The sequence below is a fragment of the Paenibacillus sp. Y916 genome (assembly GCF_056786435.1).
Window position 1 is genome coordinate 115860 of record NZ_JBXCJA010000008.1, and the last position, 15519, is coordinate 131378.

16 protein-coding genes are annotated in these 15519 nt (G+C 38.0%); 14 read left to right on the forward strand and 2 right to left on the reverse strand.

Annotation, left to right across the window (positions count from 1 at the left end):
- Nucleotides 1–24: 24 nt before the first annotated feature.
- From AC1TO9_RS17065 to AC1TO9_RS17125, 13 genes are all read left to right on the forward strand, one after another.
- Complete coding sequence (locus tag AC1TO9_RS17065; protein ID WP_482059944.1) at nt 25–885, forward strand: hypothetical protein; 861 nt, start codon at nt 25–27, stop codon at nt 883–885.
- 85 nt (nt 886–970) lie between these two features.
- Nucleotides 971–1951 (forward strand): SAF domain-containing protein, encoded by a 981-nt coding sequence (locus tag AC1TO9_RS17070; RefSeq protein WP_482057152.1) that lies wholly within the window; start codon nt 971–973, stop codon nt 1949–1951.
- Nucleotides 1952–1967: 16 nt separating this feature from the next.
- Nucleotides 1968–2666, forward strand: a complete 699-nt coding sequence (locus tag AC1TO9_RS17075; protein WP_482057151.1) for a hypothetical protein — start codon at nt 1968–1970, stop codon at nt 2664–2666.
- Nucleotides 2667–2668: 2 nt separating this feature from the next.
- Nucleotides 2669–3499 carry a CpaE/TadZ family protein gene (locus tag AC1TO9_RS17080; protein ID WP_482059945.1) on the forward strand — a complete coding sequence of 277 codons (831 nt, stop codon included), beginning with the start codon at nt 2669–2671 and terminating at the stop codon, nt 3497–3499.
- 7 nt (nt 3500–3506) lie between these two features.
- Nucleotides 3507–5390 (forward strand): pilus assembly protein CpaF, encoded by a 1884-nt coding sequence (locus tag AC1TO9_RS17085; protein WP_482059946.1) that lies wholly within the window; start codon nt 3507–3509, stop codon nt 5388–5390.
- 5 nt (nt 5391–5395) lie between these two features.
- Nucleotides 5396–7489, forward strand: a complete 2094-nt coding sequence (locus tag AC1TO9_RS17090) for a hypothetical protein (protein WP_482059947.1) — start codon at nt 5396–5398, stop codon at nt 7487–7489.
- A gap of 37 nt (nt 7490–7526) precedes the next feature.
- Nucleotides 7527–8012: an ABC transporter permease gene (locus tag AC1TO9_RS17095; RefSeq protein ID WP_482057147.1), complete on the forward strand. Its 486-nt coding sequence runs from the start codon at nt 7527–7529 to the stop codon at nt 8010–8012.
- Between the two features lie 65 nt (nt 8013–8077).
- A complete protein-coding gene (locus AC1TO9_RS17100) occupies nt 8078–8473 on the forward strand; it encodes a hypothetical protein (RefSeq protein ID WP_482057146.1) in 396 nt (131 codons plus the stop codon).
- Nucleotides 8474–8487: 14 nt separating this feature from the next.
- Nucleotides 8488–9039 carry a hypothetical protein gene (locus AC1TO9_RS17105; protein ID WP_482057145.1) on the forward strand — a complete coding sequence of 184 codons (552 nt, stop codon included), beginning with the start codon at nt 8488–8490 and terminating at the stop codon, nt 9037–9039.
- Nucleotides 9023–10018, forward strand: coding sequence for a hypothetical protein (locus tag AC1TO9_RS17110; RefSeq protein ID WP_482059948.1), 996 nt, complete (start codon nt 9023–9025; stop codon nt 10016–10018). Before AC1TO9_RS17105 ends, AC1TO9_RS17110 begins: the two co-directional genes overlap by 17 nt.
- A gap of 128 nt (nt 10019–10146) precedes the next feature.
- The gene (locus AC1TO9_RS17115) at nt 10147–10821 is read left to right on the forward strand and encodes a hypothetical protein (RefSeq protein WP_482059949.1); all 675 of its coding nucleotides are present in this window, start codon (nt 10147–10149) and stop codon (nt 10819–10821) included.
- A gap of 124 nt (nt 10822–10945) precedes the next feature.
- On the forward strand, nt 10946–12499 hold the full coding sequence (locus AC1TO9_RS17120; protein WP_482057141.1) for an ABC-F family ATP-binding cassette domain-containing protein: 1554 nt from the start codon (nt 10946–10948) through the stop codon (nt 12497–12499).
- A gap of 137 nt (nt 12500–12636) precedes the next feature.
- Nucleotides 12637–13320: a response regulator transcription factor gene (locus AC1TO9_RS17125; protein ID WP_482059950.1), complete on the forward strand. Its 684-nt coding sequence runs from the start codon at nt 12637–12639 to the stop codon at nt 13318–13320.
- Nucleotides 13321–13447: 127 nt separating this feature from the next.
- Here AC1TO9_RS17125 and AC1TO9_RS17130 read toward each other — a convergent pair whose 3' ends face one another.
- On the reverse strand, nt 13448–13957 hold the full coding sequence (locus AC1TO9_RS17130) for a C40 family peptidase (protein WP_482059951.1): 510 nt from the start codon (nt 13955–13957) through the stop codon (nt 13448–13450).
- A gap of 269 nt (nt 13958–14226) precedes the next feature.
- Nucleotides 14227–14868, reverse strand: coding sequence for a thiamine diphosphokinase (locus AC1TO9_RS17135; RefSeq protein WP_482057138.1), 642 nt, complete (start codon nt 14866–14868; stop codon nt 14227–14229).
- A 149-nt stretch (nt 14869–15017) separates the two neighbouring features.
- Between AC1TO9_RS17135 and AC1TO9_RS17140 the strand changes: the two genes are divergently transcribed.
- Nucleotides 15018–15482 carry a low molecular weight protein-tyrosine-phosphatase gene (locus AC1TO9_RS17140; protein ID WP_482059952.1) on the forward strand — a complete coding sequence of 155 codons (465 nt, stop codon included), beginning with the start codon at nt 15018–15020 and terminating at the stop codon, nt 15480–15482.
- Nucleotides 15483–15519: the final 37 nt, after the last annotated feature.

Below are 15519 nucleotides of genomic sequence, written 5' to 3' on the forward strand. Positions count from 1 at the left end.
TCTTAGACGCGGAAAGGAAACATTATGGGTACAGTTGCATTTTGGAGTCCTCTTCAGGGGGGGAGTGGAAGCACGGCGCATACCGTTTCTGTTGCATCAATGATTGGTTTGGAATATCGAGCGCGGTTATTGCTAGGTCACGGGGGCGCAGTAGGTGAACGTATTGAGGGAGCGTTTCAGAGTGGGAAGGTAGTTTTAGATCATTCATTTATATCAAATAAAGATAGTGGGATGGATGCATTAGAGCGATTATGTTTAAATCGGAGACTTAACAAGGGAAATATTCGTGACTATACCATTCCTTTAATGTTTGACAGATTAGATTTTGTTGCTGGAAATGCGAAGAGGGAAGGAACGTTACCTGGTTATAGAACATCATTATTACCGACCATTCTTTCCTGTGCAAATGAATATTATGACCTAGTACTTATGGATGCTGGATGTGGGAACGAAGAACTGGATCTGAGGGGAGACGGAGCACTGTTGTCTGCTGCAGACTTGATTGTTGTTAGTCTGACACAAAATATTCAATCTCTGGAGAAGTTTTTCTCTGGTAACCAGCTACCTGCAGCAATACAGGATAAACCATATATTGTTGCGATAGGAAGATATGACGGTGATTGTTACTGTACGATTCAGAATATAAAGAAAAGATTTGGATTTAACGGCTCAATTCATGGGATTCCGTACTCAACGGGCTTACTTGATGCGTGGAATATGAAGGCCGTATTACCTTTTATACACAGAAGTCGTCATTTGAATAAACAACAACCGGCATTCTCATTCTATGAAAGCGTTAGGTCTTTATCTAGAGATATTATTGCGCAGTTAGATCTGAGTGCTTTAGTGAAAAAATCAAATTTTCATCTTCGGGATATTGTATGAAGAAAGGAGCAAGGAGCGTAGCGTAGCGTAGGCAAAAGCTAATTTAGATGCGTAGGGTGAATCATTAAGTAAGGGGTGTATATCTGTGTCGAAGATAAGGCAGCGTACTAAAAATCTTATAGTTGCCGGGCTTGTCGGGGCAATCACCATGGGGATTGTAGCCTCCGGTGGTGCAATATATATGATCAATCAACAAGCAAATGATCAAAAATTGCTCCGAGTTGAGTATGAAACTAAATTGAAAGAAGTTGAGACCTTACTTCAAGATCAACAAGCGATCATGAGAAAAGTAATAGTCACTTCAAAGCAGCTATCTGCCGGTGTGAAATTGACTGAGGAAGATCTAAAAATAATACAGATACCAGAGACGGAAGCGCCGGCCAATATAGTCCAAACTAAGGAAGACTTGATAGGTAAAATAGTAAAGCTAGATGTAGGTTTAAATACACCTTTAATTAAGTCCATGGTATTTGAAGAAGGTGCAACGCCAAATGATCTCCGTGTGCAAGAATACATGGTGATGGATTTACCAACAAAGATCCAAAAGGGACAGTATGTTGATGTCCGTATAGCTTTTCCTACAGGCGAAGATTTCATCGTGTTATCGAAGAAAAAAGTCAATGACGTATCTGGAACGACCATATGGTATAACGTCAATGAATCCGAAATTTTAGCCATGTCCAGCGCAACGGTTGACGCCTACCTCAATAGTGCAAAATTATATGCGACTACTTATGTAGACCCATTCATGCAGCAAAAGGCAATTGAGAACTATCCAGTGAATTTACAAGTTATTGACTTGATTCAATCAGATCCTAACGTATTGGTAAAAGCAAGTGAGCAACTGAAAAAGTCAGTTAGAAGAAACTTAGAATTGAATCTTTCCAAAATGAATGAAATTGACAAAATGAAGATAGAAAATGGCAGTGTGATATTGCAACAACCTACCAATCATATGGATCTTACTCCAAAAGAAGAGGTCGTTCAACCCAATTATATGACGGATCATCAAGTTATGACTAACTCTGAAAAGATGGATGTATTTGAACAACAACTAATTAAATAAGGAGAGGAGACTTTAAGTGAAATATGCTTTATTTGTGGGGGCATCAGACATTAGTGACTTACTTCAATATATAAGTAAAGTCATTACAAGTTCAGGTCGAAAGACACTCCTTGTCGATACTACGGTAGAAAGATTTATCTATTACGGTACACCAATCCCAGACCCGAAGATGAAACTAATCGAGTTCGGTGGGTTTGATGTATGTTCAGGCTATTCCACTTTTAGTGAATTGGAAACATCGTTATCTGATAACACTCGATATGATCATGTCATTATACACTGCAGCACTCCTAATTTTTTAAATGGAGATGATCTAACAAAGATTGAGAACAAATATGTTGCTACAACTACTGAGAAATGGAGCATTGAGAAGACTGTTGGCATATTGGAATCACTTTTTGATGAACAAAGAGAATCAAGTATCGATCTCTTTTCAAAAATCATTGTAAATAATGTTGATTCCAATATCGCAGATGATTACTTAGAAACCGTGTTATCTAATTTACCACTGGGATGGTCTGATGAACCCTTCGAACTCATCTTTGACGAAATCGATTATGCGACGAAAATCAATAATCAACATAACGGAACAATAAACATGCGCAAACTCTCTAGGAATTATAAACATGTTGTACGTCGGATTAGTAAAGAAATTACTGGTCTAGAAGCTAAGGACATGAAAGTAGCTATGAAGATTGCAATGAGGAGGTCATAGATATGGGACAAGTTGCATTTTGGAGCAATCGTCACGGACAAACGGGGAATACTGGTAATATGATCGCGGTGTCTATGTTGATCGGTATTGAGTATTTAACAAAAATACTGATAAGTCATACTCATTGGGAAATGTCTACATTAGAAAGTACATTATTAAAGGAAAGAAAGCTTAACTATGATGTGAATCAGGATTATACCAATGTAGGAATCGATGCCCTTGAGAGATTAGCTAAAAGTAATCGACTCGAGCCTACCAATGTGAAAGACTACGCTATTCCTATTTTGCGAGACAGATTAGATCTAATCGTAGGAACATCAAAGCCTTCAGAAGAAATGTACGTAGCAGTAAATGGAGTCATAGGCTCTATTCTTAATGCTGCTAAATCGTATTACGACTTATCATTCATAGACGTGAATAGTGGAACGAAGAACATGTTGACTAAATCCGTCTTGTCTATGACAGACCTAGTCGTAGTAAGCCTTAATCAAAATATCAATGTGTTGACCGAGTTCTTCAATGAAATTCCTGATTGCCTAATGGATAAGAATTATATTATCGTTCTTGGGCAATATGATAGGAAATCCAAATACACGGCGGCAAACATCAAAAGATTGTTTAAATGTGAAGCACCGATCTTCACCATTCCCCATACTTCCAGTTTTTTGGATGCTTGTAATGACAAATCAGTAGTCGAGTTTTTCTTGAGAAATAAAAATGTGAGAGCCAATCATGATAATTATTTATTCATGGTCGAAGTAAGAAAACTGGCTAAGGGAATCATGGATGCGGTCGATATTGATACGAGGATTTTTAGTGAGAAGGGGGCCTAAATAAGAAATGAGTCTAGGCTCCTTAATCAATATTTCTTTCATAATCATCATTATTTTTCTTGTAGGGATTGTTGTATTTTTTAAGCTTACGGATAACCGACAATTACGTATTGACCCCCATCAGTTAGACAAAAAATATACGATTGGTGGGATGATTGACTACATGAGAGCAGCCTTTGATGATATGACAAAGACGAATCTCGAACACTTAGGTTTGTCTGAAGAGGAGTATATCCGACGTACTAACCAAATGCTACTACTCAAAAAGTCACTCAAGGGTAGCACGCACGGGGACCTACAGGACAAGCTGTACGTGAAAGAAACGATGTTTGATTTATTTCTTAAGAACTATAGCCTGAATGAAGAGAATATTAACTGGGTTATTCCCTTTGATAATAAACGGGAGTTATCACATCAAGACAAATTTGAGATTATGTTATACCACTATAAGAAAAAACATAGATTTAATGCACTTACTGAATGGATTGATACGCATAGACTGGCAGAACTTAAAAATGTTTTTAAAGATGCTGAATCTGAATCATACATCATTACCCCCGAGGAGATTGATGAGGTCTACCAAAAAGAATCTATTCCTCTTAATTTTGAAGACAAGCTCTATATTATCGTTCAAAGGATTTATCAACAATTCAAAGGGTTTAGTGTAATTGATGAAATTCGTGATATGCGGATTGATGGCGTATCCGGAGGGGTATCTGGAACGCCACTGAATCAACTTGATCCCGATGATGGCATGATCCACTTTGCAGACCAGATCAATAAAAATGAACATGTAATGGCGCATGATAGTGTTTGGATATTTTTCAAAGGGAAGTCCATTCATCTATCCTTCCTAAGCTTTGGCTCTGAAAGTGAATTAATCCGTGTATGTCAGAACATTTACAAGTACAAAAACCCTGGTCAACTTTCTGAACATAACGGATTTAAGGTAAATGAAATGAAAGATGGGTCTAGAATTGTCGTTGTTCGGCCACCTTTCGCTGAATCATGGGCCTTTTTTGTCAGAAAATTTGATACTCAAAGTGCAACATTAGATCAATTGATTAATAATAACATCGGAAATCGCAAACTAGTTATCAACCTTCTTATTGTTCTGATCAAAGGAGGGAGAGTAACAGCAATTACAGGTTCACAAGGGAGCGGGAAAACGACGTTATTAATGGCTCTCGTTAAGTATATTAACGCCACTTATACATTGCGCGTACAAGAAATGTCCTTTGAATTACATCTTCGGAAAATTTACAAGCGACGAAATATCCTGACCTTTAGAGAAACAGATACGATCTCTGGTCAAGATGGTCTTGATCTGCAAAAGAAAACAGATGGCACTGTAAATATACTTGGGGAAGTAGCGACAGATCGAGTGGCTGCTTGGATGATTCAAATGACGCAAGTTGCGAGTTTATTTACAATCTTCACTCATCATGCGAAGACTTTCCAGAATCTGATTTATTCACTTCGCAATTCATTGTTAAAAACGAATGTGTTTAATGATGAAAGGATTGCGGAGGAGGAAGTCGTTCGAGTCATCAACTTTAATATCCATCTATCCAAAGATCCGGATGGAAGTAGATATATTTCTCGCATTACAGAGTGTATTCCTTTAGAGCAAAATAACATACAAGTCGACTTTGATAGCATCAGCAATGCTGAAGAACGGGTTCAAGCTTTCTATCAAGCCACTACCGAATATTATGACCGTAGTACAGATCGCAAAGTATTTGCTGAATCTAATATCATTGAGTATAGGAATGGTGAGTATATAGCCGTAAATTCAATTTCAGAGAGAAATAGGCATGAAATGATGGAATTGATGTCATCATCAGAACAAGTTGATTTTCAACAATTTATGGAAGAATTCTGGGGGTAGAAGATGTGGATATGAAAGCTATTGCATTAACCATATTAATACTTTCTATTTCCCTTAGTATCATCCTATTTATGATTGTCAAGCTTTTGGCTAGAAGGGCCGATAGAAATGGTTCCAGTGAAGTATTTAAAAGTTATGAAGATCTTGTGGGTTCAAATAAACCAAATTGGAAAAGTAAATTTAACCATTTAATGCAGGATTCATACTTTGCCTACTATAAGGTGCCGATACTTCGCGCATACGTTCTGAAAATAAGACGTAGATTGCAATCGATTCATTCTTACGATGAAATGACGATGCGCCGAGAGACGATGAAGATTGTTTTCTCAACACTGGGCATCATGTCAGCAGCAGTGTTGCTTCTATTGTTTATCAATCAAGATATCACTTTTGTTTTTATGTTGTTATTGAGTGCCTTAGTCGTAAATGGCATGTTGATCGATACCTTTATTCATAGAGTAGAAGATCGTCTGCTAGTACAGCTGAGAGATCTTAATAAAGATATCCGTTATCACTATCACCAATACGGAATGATCGAAGAAGCTCTAATTGAAGCAGCTGATGCAACAACTTCTGAGGCAAGTCTTCATGCAAGGAAGGTCCATGAGATCATCAAAGATGATGGAGAAAGTCCTGAGGAAAAACTGGAGAAATACTATCATTCTGCACCGAACCGATTTTTGAAATCTTTTGCCGGTTTATCCTATCTAGTGAAAGAGTTTGGAGATAAGGAAGTAGATGAAGGATCTCTTTACTTGAAAAATTTAAACAAACTGAATGAGGAAATAAATTTAGAAATTCTAAAACGATCTAAGCTCAATTATTTATTCTCGGGGCTTACAGTGATTGCATTAGTACCTATTATTTTCACTAAGCCGATCCAATTATGGGCGGGTAAGATGTTTCCAGCTATGCAGGAGTTTTATGCAAGCAAAATGGGTTTTATTATTCAAATTGTTTGTTTTGCAACAGTATTGCTTTCTTATGTATTGCTAAAAAAGATGCAAGATCAACAAGAAGGTACTTATGTTGCTGTGGAGAGAAAGCGACCATGGGAAAAAGTAGTTCTACGAATACCTATTGTTGATTGGTTAGTATTTCGTTTAACACCTACTAAGAGTTCACCGGAATATTTCAAAATAAGTAGGTTGCTGAAAGATGCCAATGCTGGGTATCCGCTGAACTGGCATATTCTTCACCGTCTTTTACTAAGCCTAGTGTTTGCACTCGGGTTGTTGTTCTCTTTTGTAACGATGCATTCCATTGCAATCAAAAATGTGATGGAGGCGCCTACTTCTAACGGTTCTTTATTTGGGAAAATGTCAGATCAAGACCTGCTGGATGCCCAATCCCTCACTGAATTTGATAGTAACATCATTATGCAGGTAAAGGGAGCGAGCAAAGAACAGTTACAGGAACGTATTGTTCAAGGGGTGAAATTGGATCAGAAGGTTGCTACAAACGATACACTTCTCAATTCTTCAGTGGAGAGAATTATTCGAAAAGTTCAGAAGATCGATTCTGAATATTTAAAATGGTGGGAAATATTAATTTGTGTATGGATGGGTTGGGCAGGATACCAGATCCCTTATTGGATATTAATCTTCCAAAAGAAGATGAGAGCGATGGATATGCAAAACGAAGTGGATCAGTTTCATACTATTATTGCAATGTTGTCTGAAATTGACCGTGTATCCGTTGAGATCATTCTGGAATGGATGGAGCGATTCTCTTCCATATTTAAAGCACCTCTTCACACCTGCGTGATTAACTTCGAGAGTGGGGCAGATGCTGCACTTGAAAAGTTGAAGAACGATGCACCTTTTGTACCGTTGGTAAGGACTGTGGAAAGTCTACAGTTAGCTGTTGAAAGAATTCCTATTAAACTAGCATTCGATGATCTCGAATCGGAGAGGAATTACAATTATGAGCAGCGCAAACAAAATTACGAGCGAACCATTGATTCAAAAGCTAGTTGGGGTAGAATGATTGGATTTGCACCACTGTATGCCATTATTTTTCTCTACTTAGTACTGCCATTGATTTATATGAGCTTTACCCAAATGGGAGTGTACTACGATCAAATCAATAGACTATAAACAAGATCACCATTAAAAACACTTAGGAGGAAAAATTATGAATAACGCTTCAACAGCTTTAAAAGTATCTGCAGGTATCTTTCTAACCATTGCTTTGATCACAATTGTCGTAGTTCTGTTTATCTCTGCACAGGAAGCAACCAAATCAGCACAAAATAACTTTGCTGATATTCAAACTGAAATGTCCCAAGCGTCTTTTACCGTGTATGACAACACAACGGTATCAGGAAGTCAGGTGCTGAATGCTCTGCGTAAGTTTCAAGATAAAGGTCAGTTTGGTGTGGAAGTTAAAACAGGTAAAAACGATTTTGGTTCATGGTACTTTCAAACGATTGATACTGTAACTCCAGCAGGAAACCCCGGATACGGATCTGTTGTTAAAGGAACCGCGCCATCCGGTACTATTGCTCATGCTAGCAATGAATCCGAAAATGATTATGTGAATCCATCCGGTAAATTTGAAGCAAATGTAGTGAAGGATAACAGCAATGTCATTCGTGGTATTACCTTCAAACAGAAATAATAGTACTCATTCAATATATGAAAGGAGATGTATACGATACATCTCCTTTCTAACAATAAAAGAAGGTGATTATAATCGATATTGAAAATAATGCATCTGACGCCATTGGTCTTAGTTTTGCTGTTTCTGTGTTCATTGTGTCTCTGTCCGTATCCTTATACTTATTTATAACGACTGGGGATACGATACAGAAAACGTACGAGATGAATACGCTATCTGATAAAAATATGCATTCTACTCTGAAGGTACCGACGGAGTATTCTGTTAGCGGAGCTGAAGTAAGGCAGTCTCTTTATTCGATAAGTGAGATTGGGGTTGATATTGAAGTGAATGGTTTAATTTATTCCAGTTCATTAGATCCAACTACACTGAATGTGTCTGCTATTGATCTTAATAAAAAATATACTCCTACATATGTAAGAGATTCTAAAGGTGTATTAAGGATGTTACGTTTTAATTAGAGGGGATGTTCATCTTGTCCAATTCAGTTGCAAAAGTATTTGCTGCGATTATAGCGATTGTTCTTCTCTTAATATGGCCTGTATCCAGTGCGTTGAATAAACAAGATGATATTTCTGAGGTTGTCGTTCTCAACTCAGTTACCCGTTTTGTGGATTCTGTCCGTGATAAGGGATATATGACCCCTACGATGTACAAAGAGTTTGTAGATCAAATGGCTTTAACGGGGAACACCTACGATATCCAAATGGTTCATCGACATAAGAGATACGATCCTGTGTACAGTGATGATGGTGTGTTCCAGGATGGATTCAACGTTCATTATGAGGAATTCTTTAATGCTCAAATCAATGAGAAAATATTTCCTATAAATTCAAGTGAGCCTGTAGATTCACCTACCCGGATTTATAAATTAAAAATCGGCGACTTCTTCGATGTGACCGTCAAAAATACGAATCGAACGATGGGAACATTGATGAATGACTTCCTTACAGCGGGTATCAACAGCCCGAATGAAACAATAGTAATTCCATATGGAGGCATGGTCCTCAATGAAGACTATTACTAAACTTGCGATATTTTCTGTTCTGATCCTTTTACCTTACTTTGTGTTCAATAATATTAATCTTGATCATCATCGCCAAAACCTGATTACCGAAATGCGATATAACAGGGCAATTGATACGGCGACACAAGATGCGGCCAAAGCGTTGTTAAGCAATGGTCATCATCGAGATGAGACGGAATATGAAACGATAAAAAATGTGAAAATCAATAAAGATGAAGCAGTACAAACGTTCTTCAACACGCTGTATTTAAATTTCAATATTTTTAATGATCGAGATGGACAAGGTGTGCTGAAGAACTATGTTCCAGCATTAATGATCGTCGGCTACGATGGCTACTATGTGTATTCTTGGGATGAGTATAGTAATGCTTCGGGAGAGAAAGAAGTCCAGCATGTATGGAGTCCTAAAAAACCATATTCTTATGCGGACCAAGACGGAAATACATTTGCCTTTACACTAGATGATTATGTCAATGTTAACCGGAATGGAGATCAAAAATGGTTTGAAGGTTTTCGAAGTGAAATTGCTTCAGAGACTTCTATATCACTCTTACATAATTCCGATACGTTCGATCAAGTACGTAGAACCTCGATTGTGAACTTGCTACAACAAGACCTTGAATTTTATATCAATCAATATAACAATTTCTCCAAGCGTCTCGGAGTAGCATATACCTTTACGATTCCCCTCATAAGCCAAGAAGAATGGAATAACACAATTGATGATGTCGGAGTATTGGCATTCGTACAAGGAATTCCAATGGGAGAGAAATATTATAACAACTACGCATTGGGAGGTAGCCGTGTCGTGAAACAACCTGTATACAACGGGATTATCGCGAACGGACGTAAATACTATTACTATCGAAATGCTTGCGTGTCTTCTTTTACAACTGAGGAGGTATTCACCTCAGAGAAGGACGCAGCAGTAAATGGGTATATCCCTTTGGATTGTACAGTCGGTTATCGAAATAAATAGATTCCAAGTGTGAAGATAAGGATGCAATTCAGATCACGCCGACTTTTTACTTCCAGGATAACGATGCTTCAACACCTGCGAAACGAATTGAAGTTGATCTGTACTACCATTCGGACACTGCAAAGTTCGTGAAGATCGGATCGGCTGCGGATTTAGATCGTCGAAATATCATCCTTGATAAACGCTTACGCAATGTTCCTGTTGCTGACATCGTGAACACAGCCGGATCGATATATGATATGAATACGGGTTGGTCGATCACAAGGCCACAGTATTTAGCAGCATTCCAAAAAAGAGCAAAAGAAGAGACGTATGTAGGTGGATATGGATTTGAAATACTTCCATCCCCATTACGTACATTCATTAACACATTTAACAGGCCCGACAATGCAAGTGCAAGTCCAGCTAGAACGAATGCTTCCAATCAACAGTGGTACGGAGAATACAGTTTACCGGCTGCAGCCTATGTCGTTGCCAAAGGAACCGACTTGGCCGCTTATGGCAGATCGAATCGACTAGATGAAGCTTCACCGATCTTTTTACGTAAAGGTTATATCTCTGTCAATTTCAATATTGAAATGATTCGAAACGCAGATTTAAAGAAACCCCATCTGCAATATATCCATGGACCGTTAAATAACCAGTGGTGGGATATGGAAGGCTTTGATGGTACAGATGGAGTGCGAGACCGAATCATTACCGATCCTTATGGTGTTCAATTCATCTTGCAAGATGGCGATGTCGTTTTCTATGATGCAAATAAATCTTCGTATGATGATTACGCGCCAAATGGAACACATTAACAAAGTAAAATGAATAAGAAATGATAGTTTCGTCACACCCTCTATTTATGTTATAATGAAGTCTTGACGGTCAAACATATGGAATCAAATGATTTTTATTATAGATAGGGGTTAAAGAGTAGAAATGAGTTTATTAACTGTAGAGGATCTATCCCATAATTTTGGTGGGCGTACGTTGTTTAAAGATGTTTCTTTTCGATTGTTGGAAGGGGAGCGTGTAGGTTTTGTAGGCGCCAATGGAGTTGGTAAATCGACATTGATGAACATCCTAACGGGTACATTGCTCAGAGATAGCGGAAAAGTGGAATGGACTCCGCGAGTTCAATTTGGTTATTTGGATCAACATACGAAGTTAACACCGGGTAAAACGGTTCGTGATGTTCTCAAAGATGCTTTCTTACCTCTATTGGTACTTGAAGAGGAAATGAACGAGATTACGAACAAAATGGGTGATGCTTCTCCAGAAGAGCTAGAAATACTTCTAGAGCAAATGGGAGACATCCAAGAACAGTTGGAAATTGGTGATTTCTATTTGCTTGATGTCAAAGTTGAAGAGATGAGCCAAGGTCTTGGGCTTACAGCCATTGGTTTAGATCGGGATGTAGCTTCTTTAAGTGGTGGACAGCGAACGAAGGTATTACTTGCGAAGTTATTGCTTGAGAAACCGACAGTGTTACTACTTGATGAGCCTACGAACTATTTGGACGTGGAACATATTGAATGGTTGACACAGTATTTGAAGAACTATCCGCATGCCTTTATGCTGATTTCACATGATACAGACTTCATGAATCAAATCGTGAATATTATTTATCATTTGGAATTTACTAAATTAACAAGATACACTGCGAATTATGAGAAATTCCTTGAGATGGCTGATATGAATAAGAATCAGCATTTCGATGCATATGAGAAACAGCAGGAATACATTAAGAAACAAGAAGAGTTTATTAATCGTAATAAGGCACGTGCTTCAACTTCTACTCGGGCGAAGAGTCGTGAGAAGCAGTTGGATCGGATGGATCGAATTGAAAAACCTGAAGAAGCTACCAAGCCAACATTTCATTTCAAAGAATCTAGGTCAAGTGCTAAGACCGTGTTCGAAGGGATTGATTTCGAAATTGGCTATACTCACCCTCTACTTCCGAAGATGAGTATGCTGATTGAACGTGGCGATAAAATTGCTATCGTTGGTTGTAATGGTGTAGGTAAGTCTACATTGCTCAAGACCATTCTCGGTAAAATACCTACGCTAAGCGGTAGAACATATCTAGGTGAATATCTGCAACCGGCATACTTCGAGCAGGAAGCGATTGCTGGCAAAATCACGCCTCTTGATGACGTGTGGAATGAATTTTCATCACTCACTCAAAGTGAAGTACGTTCGCATTTAGCGCGTGTAGGTCTCAAAAATGACCATATTACACGTCCATTAGCTATGTTGAGTGGTGGAGAGCAAGCTAAAGTTCGGATATGTAAGTTAATGATGCGTGAAGCGAACTGGATTCTATTCGATGAGCCTACGAACCATTTAGATATTCTTGCTAAAGCTGAACTGAAGCGGGCGCTTACTGAGTTTAAAGGAACCGTTGTTCTAGTATCCCATGAACCAGAGTTCTATGCAGACTGGGTAACGAAAGAATGGAATGTAGAAGAGTGGGCTTCCAAGAACGCATAATATTAATCAGTTAATGAAATGAGAACATCCATGACGATCCATCCCTCAATATTGAGGGATGGATTTTTCTTTTTGGAGAAAACTAAGGGGATAGCGTCATATGCGTTGTCATTTTAGCGGAAAATGGGTGGGAATCTGTGAATAAAACGATCCTTTACGTGAATTATGAAGGCGAATCTGCTGTACCCATTATTGAAGCATTAAAGGTAGAGAAATATGAAATGATCGTGGTAGGTCATGATAACGAGGTAGTGGAATACGTTGATATCTGTGAGGTTGATATGTTAATACTAGATTATGGAAGTACGGGGAATGAATTAAGTGTGATTAGGCAGTTACGAACAAAGATGGGCTTCTTCCCGATCATGATTCTGTCCAACATGATGCTTAGTGAGAACATTGTAGAGGGGTTCGCTGCGGGAGCCAATGAATATATAACGAAGCCTGTTGAGACGGAGATTGTATTCGTTCGAATACGGAATCTATTTAATCTGCTAGAAATTAAAAATGATGAGAATGATCTACCTATCACGATAGGTGAACTTCATATTGATCCTAGAAGTCGTCGGGTTAAGCGTAATACTCAGAGTATTGAATTAACACCCAAAGAGTATGATCTATTGCTGTATTTAGCAAGACATGTGAATCAAGTATGTAGTAGGGAAGAGATTCTGAAGTTAGTATGGAAATATGATTATTCGCTTGGGACCAATGTGGTTGATGTGTATATACGTTACTTGAGATTAAAGATTGATAAAGGTCATCGCCATAAAATGATTCGAACCTCACGTGGAATAGGCTATATGTTAGTTGCAGAGTGAAAATGGACGCGCAAAAAGAAGAAACGGCTATGCTGGCCTTTTTCAAGAACGATAGCCGTCTCTGTTGAAATATAAGATATTGAATATGAAGTGACTCTTATCAAGTTTTGATAGATTCAATTACATACTAAAGAACGCGACGTGCTTTTAAATAAGTGTTCTTCCAATGAGCCTTATTAATATCTGTGTACATTACACCTGGTGAACCATAAGTATGAAGCATTTTACCATTTCCGACATACATACCAACATGAGTTACATTCTTTCCGTTCGCTCTACTTCCAGTTGAGAAGAATAATAAATCTCCCTTTTTAAGATTAGCTTTGGAAACGGCAACCCCCATCTTGGATTGAGCAACAGATGTACGAGGTAGATTCACTCCGAATTTACCGTAAATTCGTTTCATTAAAGATGAGCAATCAAAGTATTTAGTCGTTGAAGTTGAAGCCCCAAATTTATAGGGAGTTTTCAAAAAGGTTTTACCGTAGTTAGCGATGTTGTTGGCTTTGGTTGTTGCTGCCGTTGATGTGGTTGCTGCTTCGACTACTGGACTTGCCACCGTTACCGCTGCTGTAAGAGCTAATGATGAGCAAATTCCTACGACTGCTAATCTATGTGTCCATGTCTGTTTTTTCATATTGTAATACCTCCGTTAGTTGATTTCTATTGTTGTTGTTCTGGGTACGAGACCAAGTATAACAGTTTTGTAACCTCCTAATTTTTAGTGTTTTGCATAAAAGATTGAATATATCAATGGTTAGAGCCACTTTATTAAAATTTAATTAGAATTTAATGTTAGATTGCTAGAGTTCATATAAAAACAACAAAAAAGCCGATATACCCAGTTATAGTAGGTGTTATCGGCTTGTATCTTATAGATTAAGAATAGTTACAAAAATGTAGTTATTAATCTTTGCTTTGAATAACAAGTAGTGATCCAGATTCGACAGTAATGTTTCCGATATTGCTAGAAAGCCGATTGCTGATTCCGAGGGATTGTCCTTGACGTAAAGTGGCATGATCTAAAGGATAGACAAAACCTTGTAATGTAATTCCTGTTACTTCAGATGTCATGGGCAGTAGAGATACAAAGGTATAACCTAGATCTTTGACTTCAATAGTAGAATTGGTCATTGTAATATAATTGTGGTTGTCTAGTATAGCCAGTGAGACATGATGTTCTAATGCTCTATTTAACAAGTGAATGTTAGCTAGAGTATGATCGAGACGAGTACCTGTTCCCCCGACAAGTAAAATAGAAGTAGGCTGTTGTTCCAGCGCTAATTCAAAGGCCAATTCAGTATCCGTAAGATTCTTGTCAAAAGCATCGCAGGCAATCATTGTACCATTTGATGAAGAAACGATTTCTTGTTCTTGTAGTGTGATGGAGTCGAAATCACCGACAGATAAATGAGGGTGAATATGATTATGTATTAGAAATAATGCGCCTTTATCTGCACCTATAATGAAGTCATCTTCTTTAATCTCATTCAAGTACTCTGGATAGAGTTGACCTCCTGAGAAAATAATTACTCTTTTCTGTATCATATATGTTATTGATCCTCCAATGTAGTTATCTTCTAAATGCAGTGAGAAACCTAGGAATAAGTATAATTGAGATTGCAGGGTTGTACAAATGTTAAGTATTGTTGGTACAATTAAAGGGAAGCAGAATTCAAAAAAAGGATGAGGATTGTATGATTAACGTACTATTTGTTTGTTTGGGTAACATCTGTCGTTCACCAATGGCTGAAGCTGTACTGCGTGATAAAATTAAGATCCATGGATTAGATGAACGGATTACAGTGGATTCCGCAGGAACAGGGGATTGGCATATTGGTCATCCTCCACATGAAGGAACTAGGAAGTTATTAGATGAACGGAGTATTAGTTACGAAGGGATGGTCGCAAGACAAGTGTCAAGCGAAGACTTTACAAATTTCGACTATGTCGTATGTATGGATCAATCCAATCTGTCTAACCTCCGAAAAGTAAAAGGAGGAGAAGACGCTCAGATTATTAGTTATATGGATTTATTACCTAATGAGACTTTACGCGAAGTGCCTGATCCATACTTTACAGGGAATTTTGAAGAGGTATACGCGTTAATGGACGCTGGTTGTACAGTATTACTAGACAAGATAAAGCAAGAAAAGTTATAATTTCACATAGAGGAAGTTCAAAAAGTCATCTTTTGAT

Bases quoted from the DNA above. Each gene is read 5' to 3' on its own strand.
- AC1TO9_RS17140 (WP_482059952.1), top strand. From the start codon at position 15,018: ATGATTAACGTACTATTTGTTTGTTTGGGTAACATCTGTCGTTCACCA.
- AC1TO9_RS17110 (WP_482059948.1), top strand. From the start codon at position 9,023: ATGAAGACTATTACTAAACTTGCGATATTTTCTGTTCTGATCCTTTTA.
- AC1TO9_RS17085 (WP_482059946.1), top strand. From the start codon at position 3,507: ATGAGTCTAGGCTCCTTAATCAATATTTCTTTCATAATCATCATTATT.
- AC1TO9_RS17130 (WP_482059951.1), bottom strand. From the start codon at position 13,957: ATGAAAAAACAGACATGGACACATAGATTAGCAGTCGTAGGAATTTGC.
- AC1TO9_RS17120 (WP_482057141.1), top strand. From the start codon at position 10,946: ATGAGTTTATTAACTGTAGAGGATCTATCCCATAATTTTGGTGGGCGT.
- AC1TO9_RS17080 (WP_482059945.1), top strand. From the start codon at position 2,669: ATGGGACAAGTTGCATTTTGGAGCAATCGTCACGGACAAACGGGGAAT.
- AC1TO9_RS17065 (WP_482059944.1), top strand. From the start codon at position 25: ATGGGTACAGTTGCATTTTGGAGTCCTCTTCAGGGGGGGAGTGGAAGC.
- AC1TO9_RS17135 (WP_482057138.1), bottom strand. From the start codon at position 14,868: ATGATACAGAAAAGAGTAATTATTTTCTCAGGAGGTCAACTCTATCCA.
- AC1TO9_RS17095 (WP_482057147.1), top strand. From the start codon at position 7,527: ATGAATAACGCTTCAACAGCTTTAAAAGTATCTGCAGGTATCTTTCTA.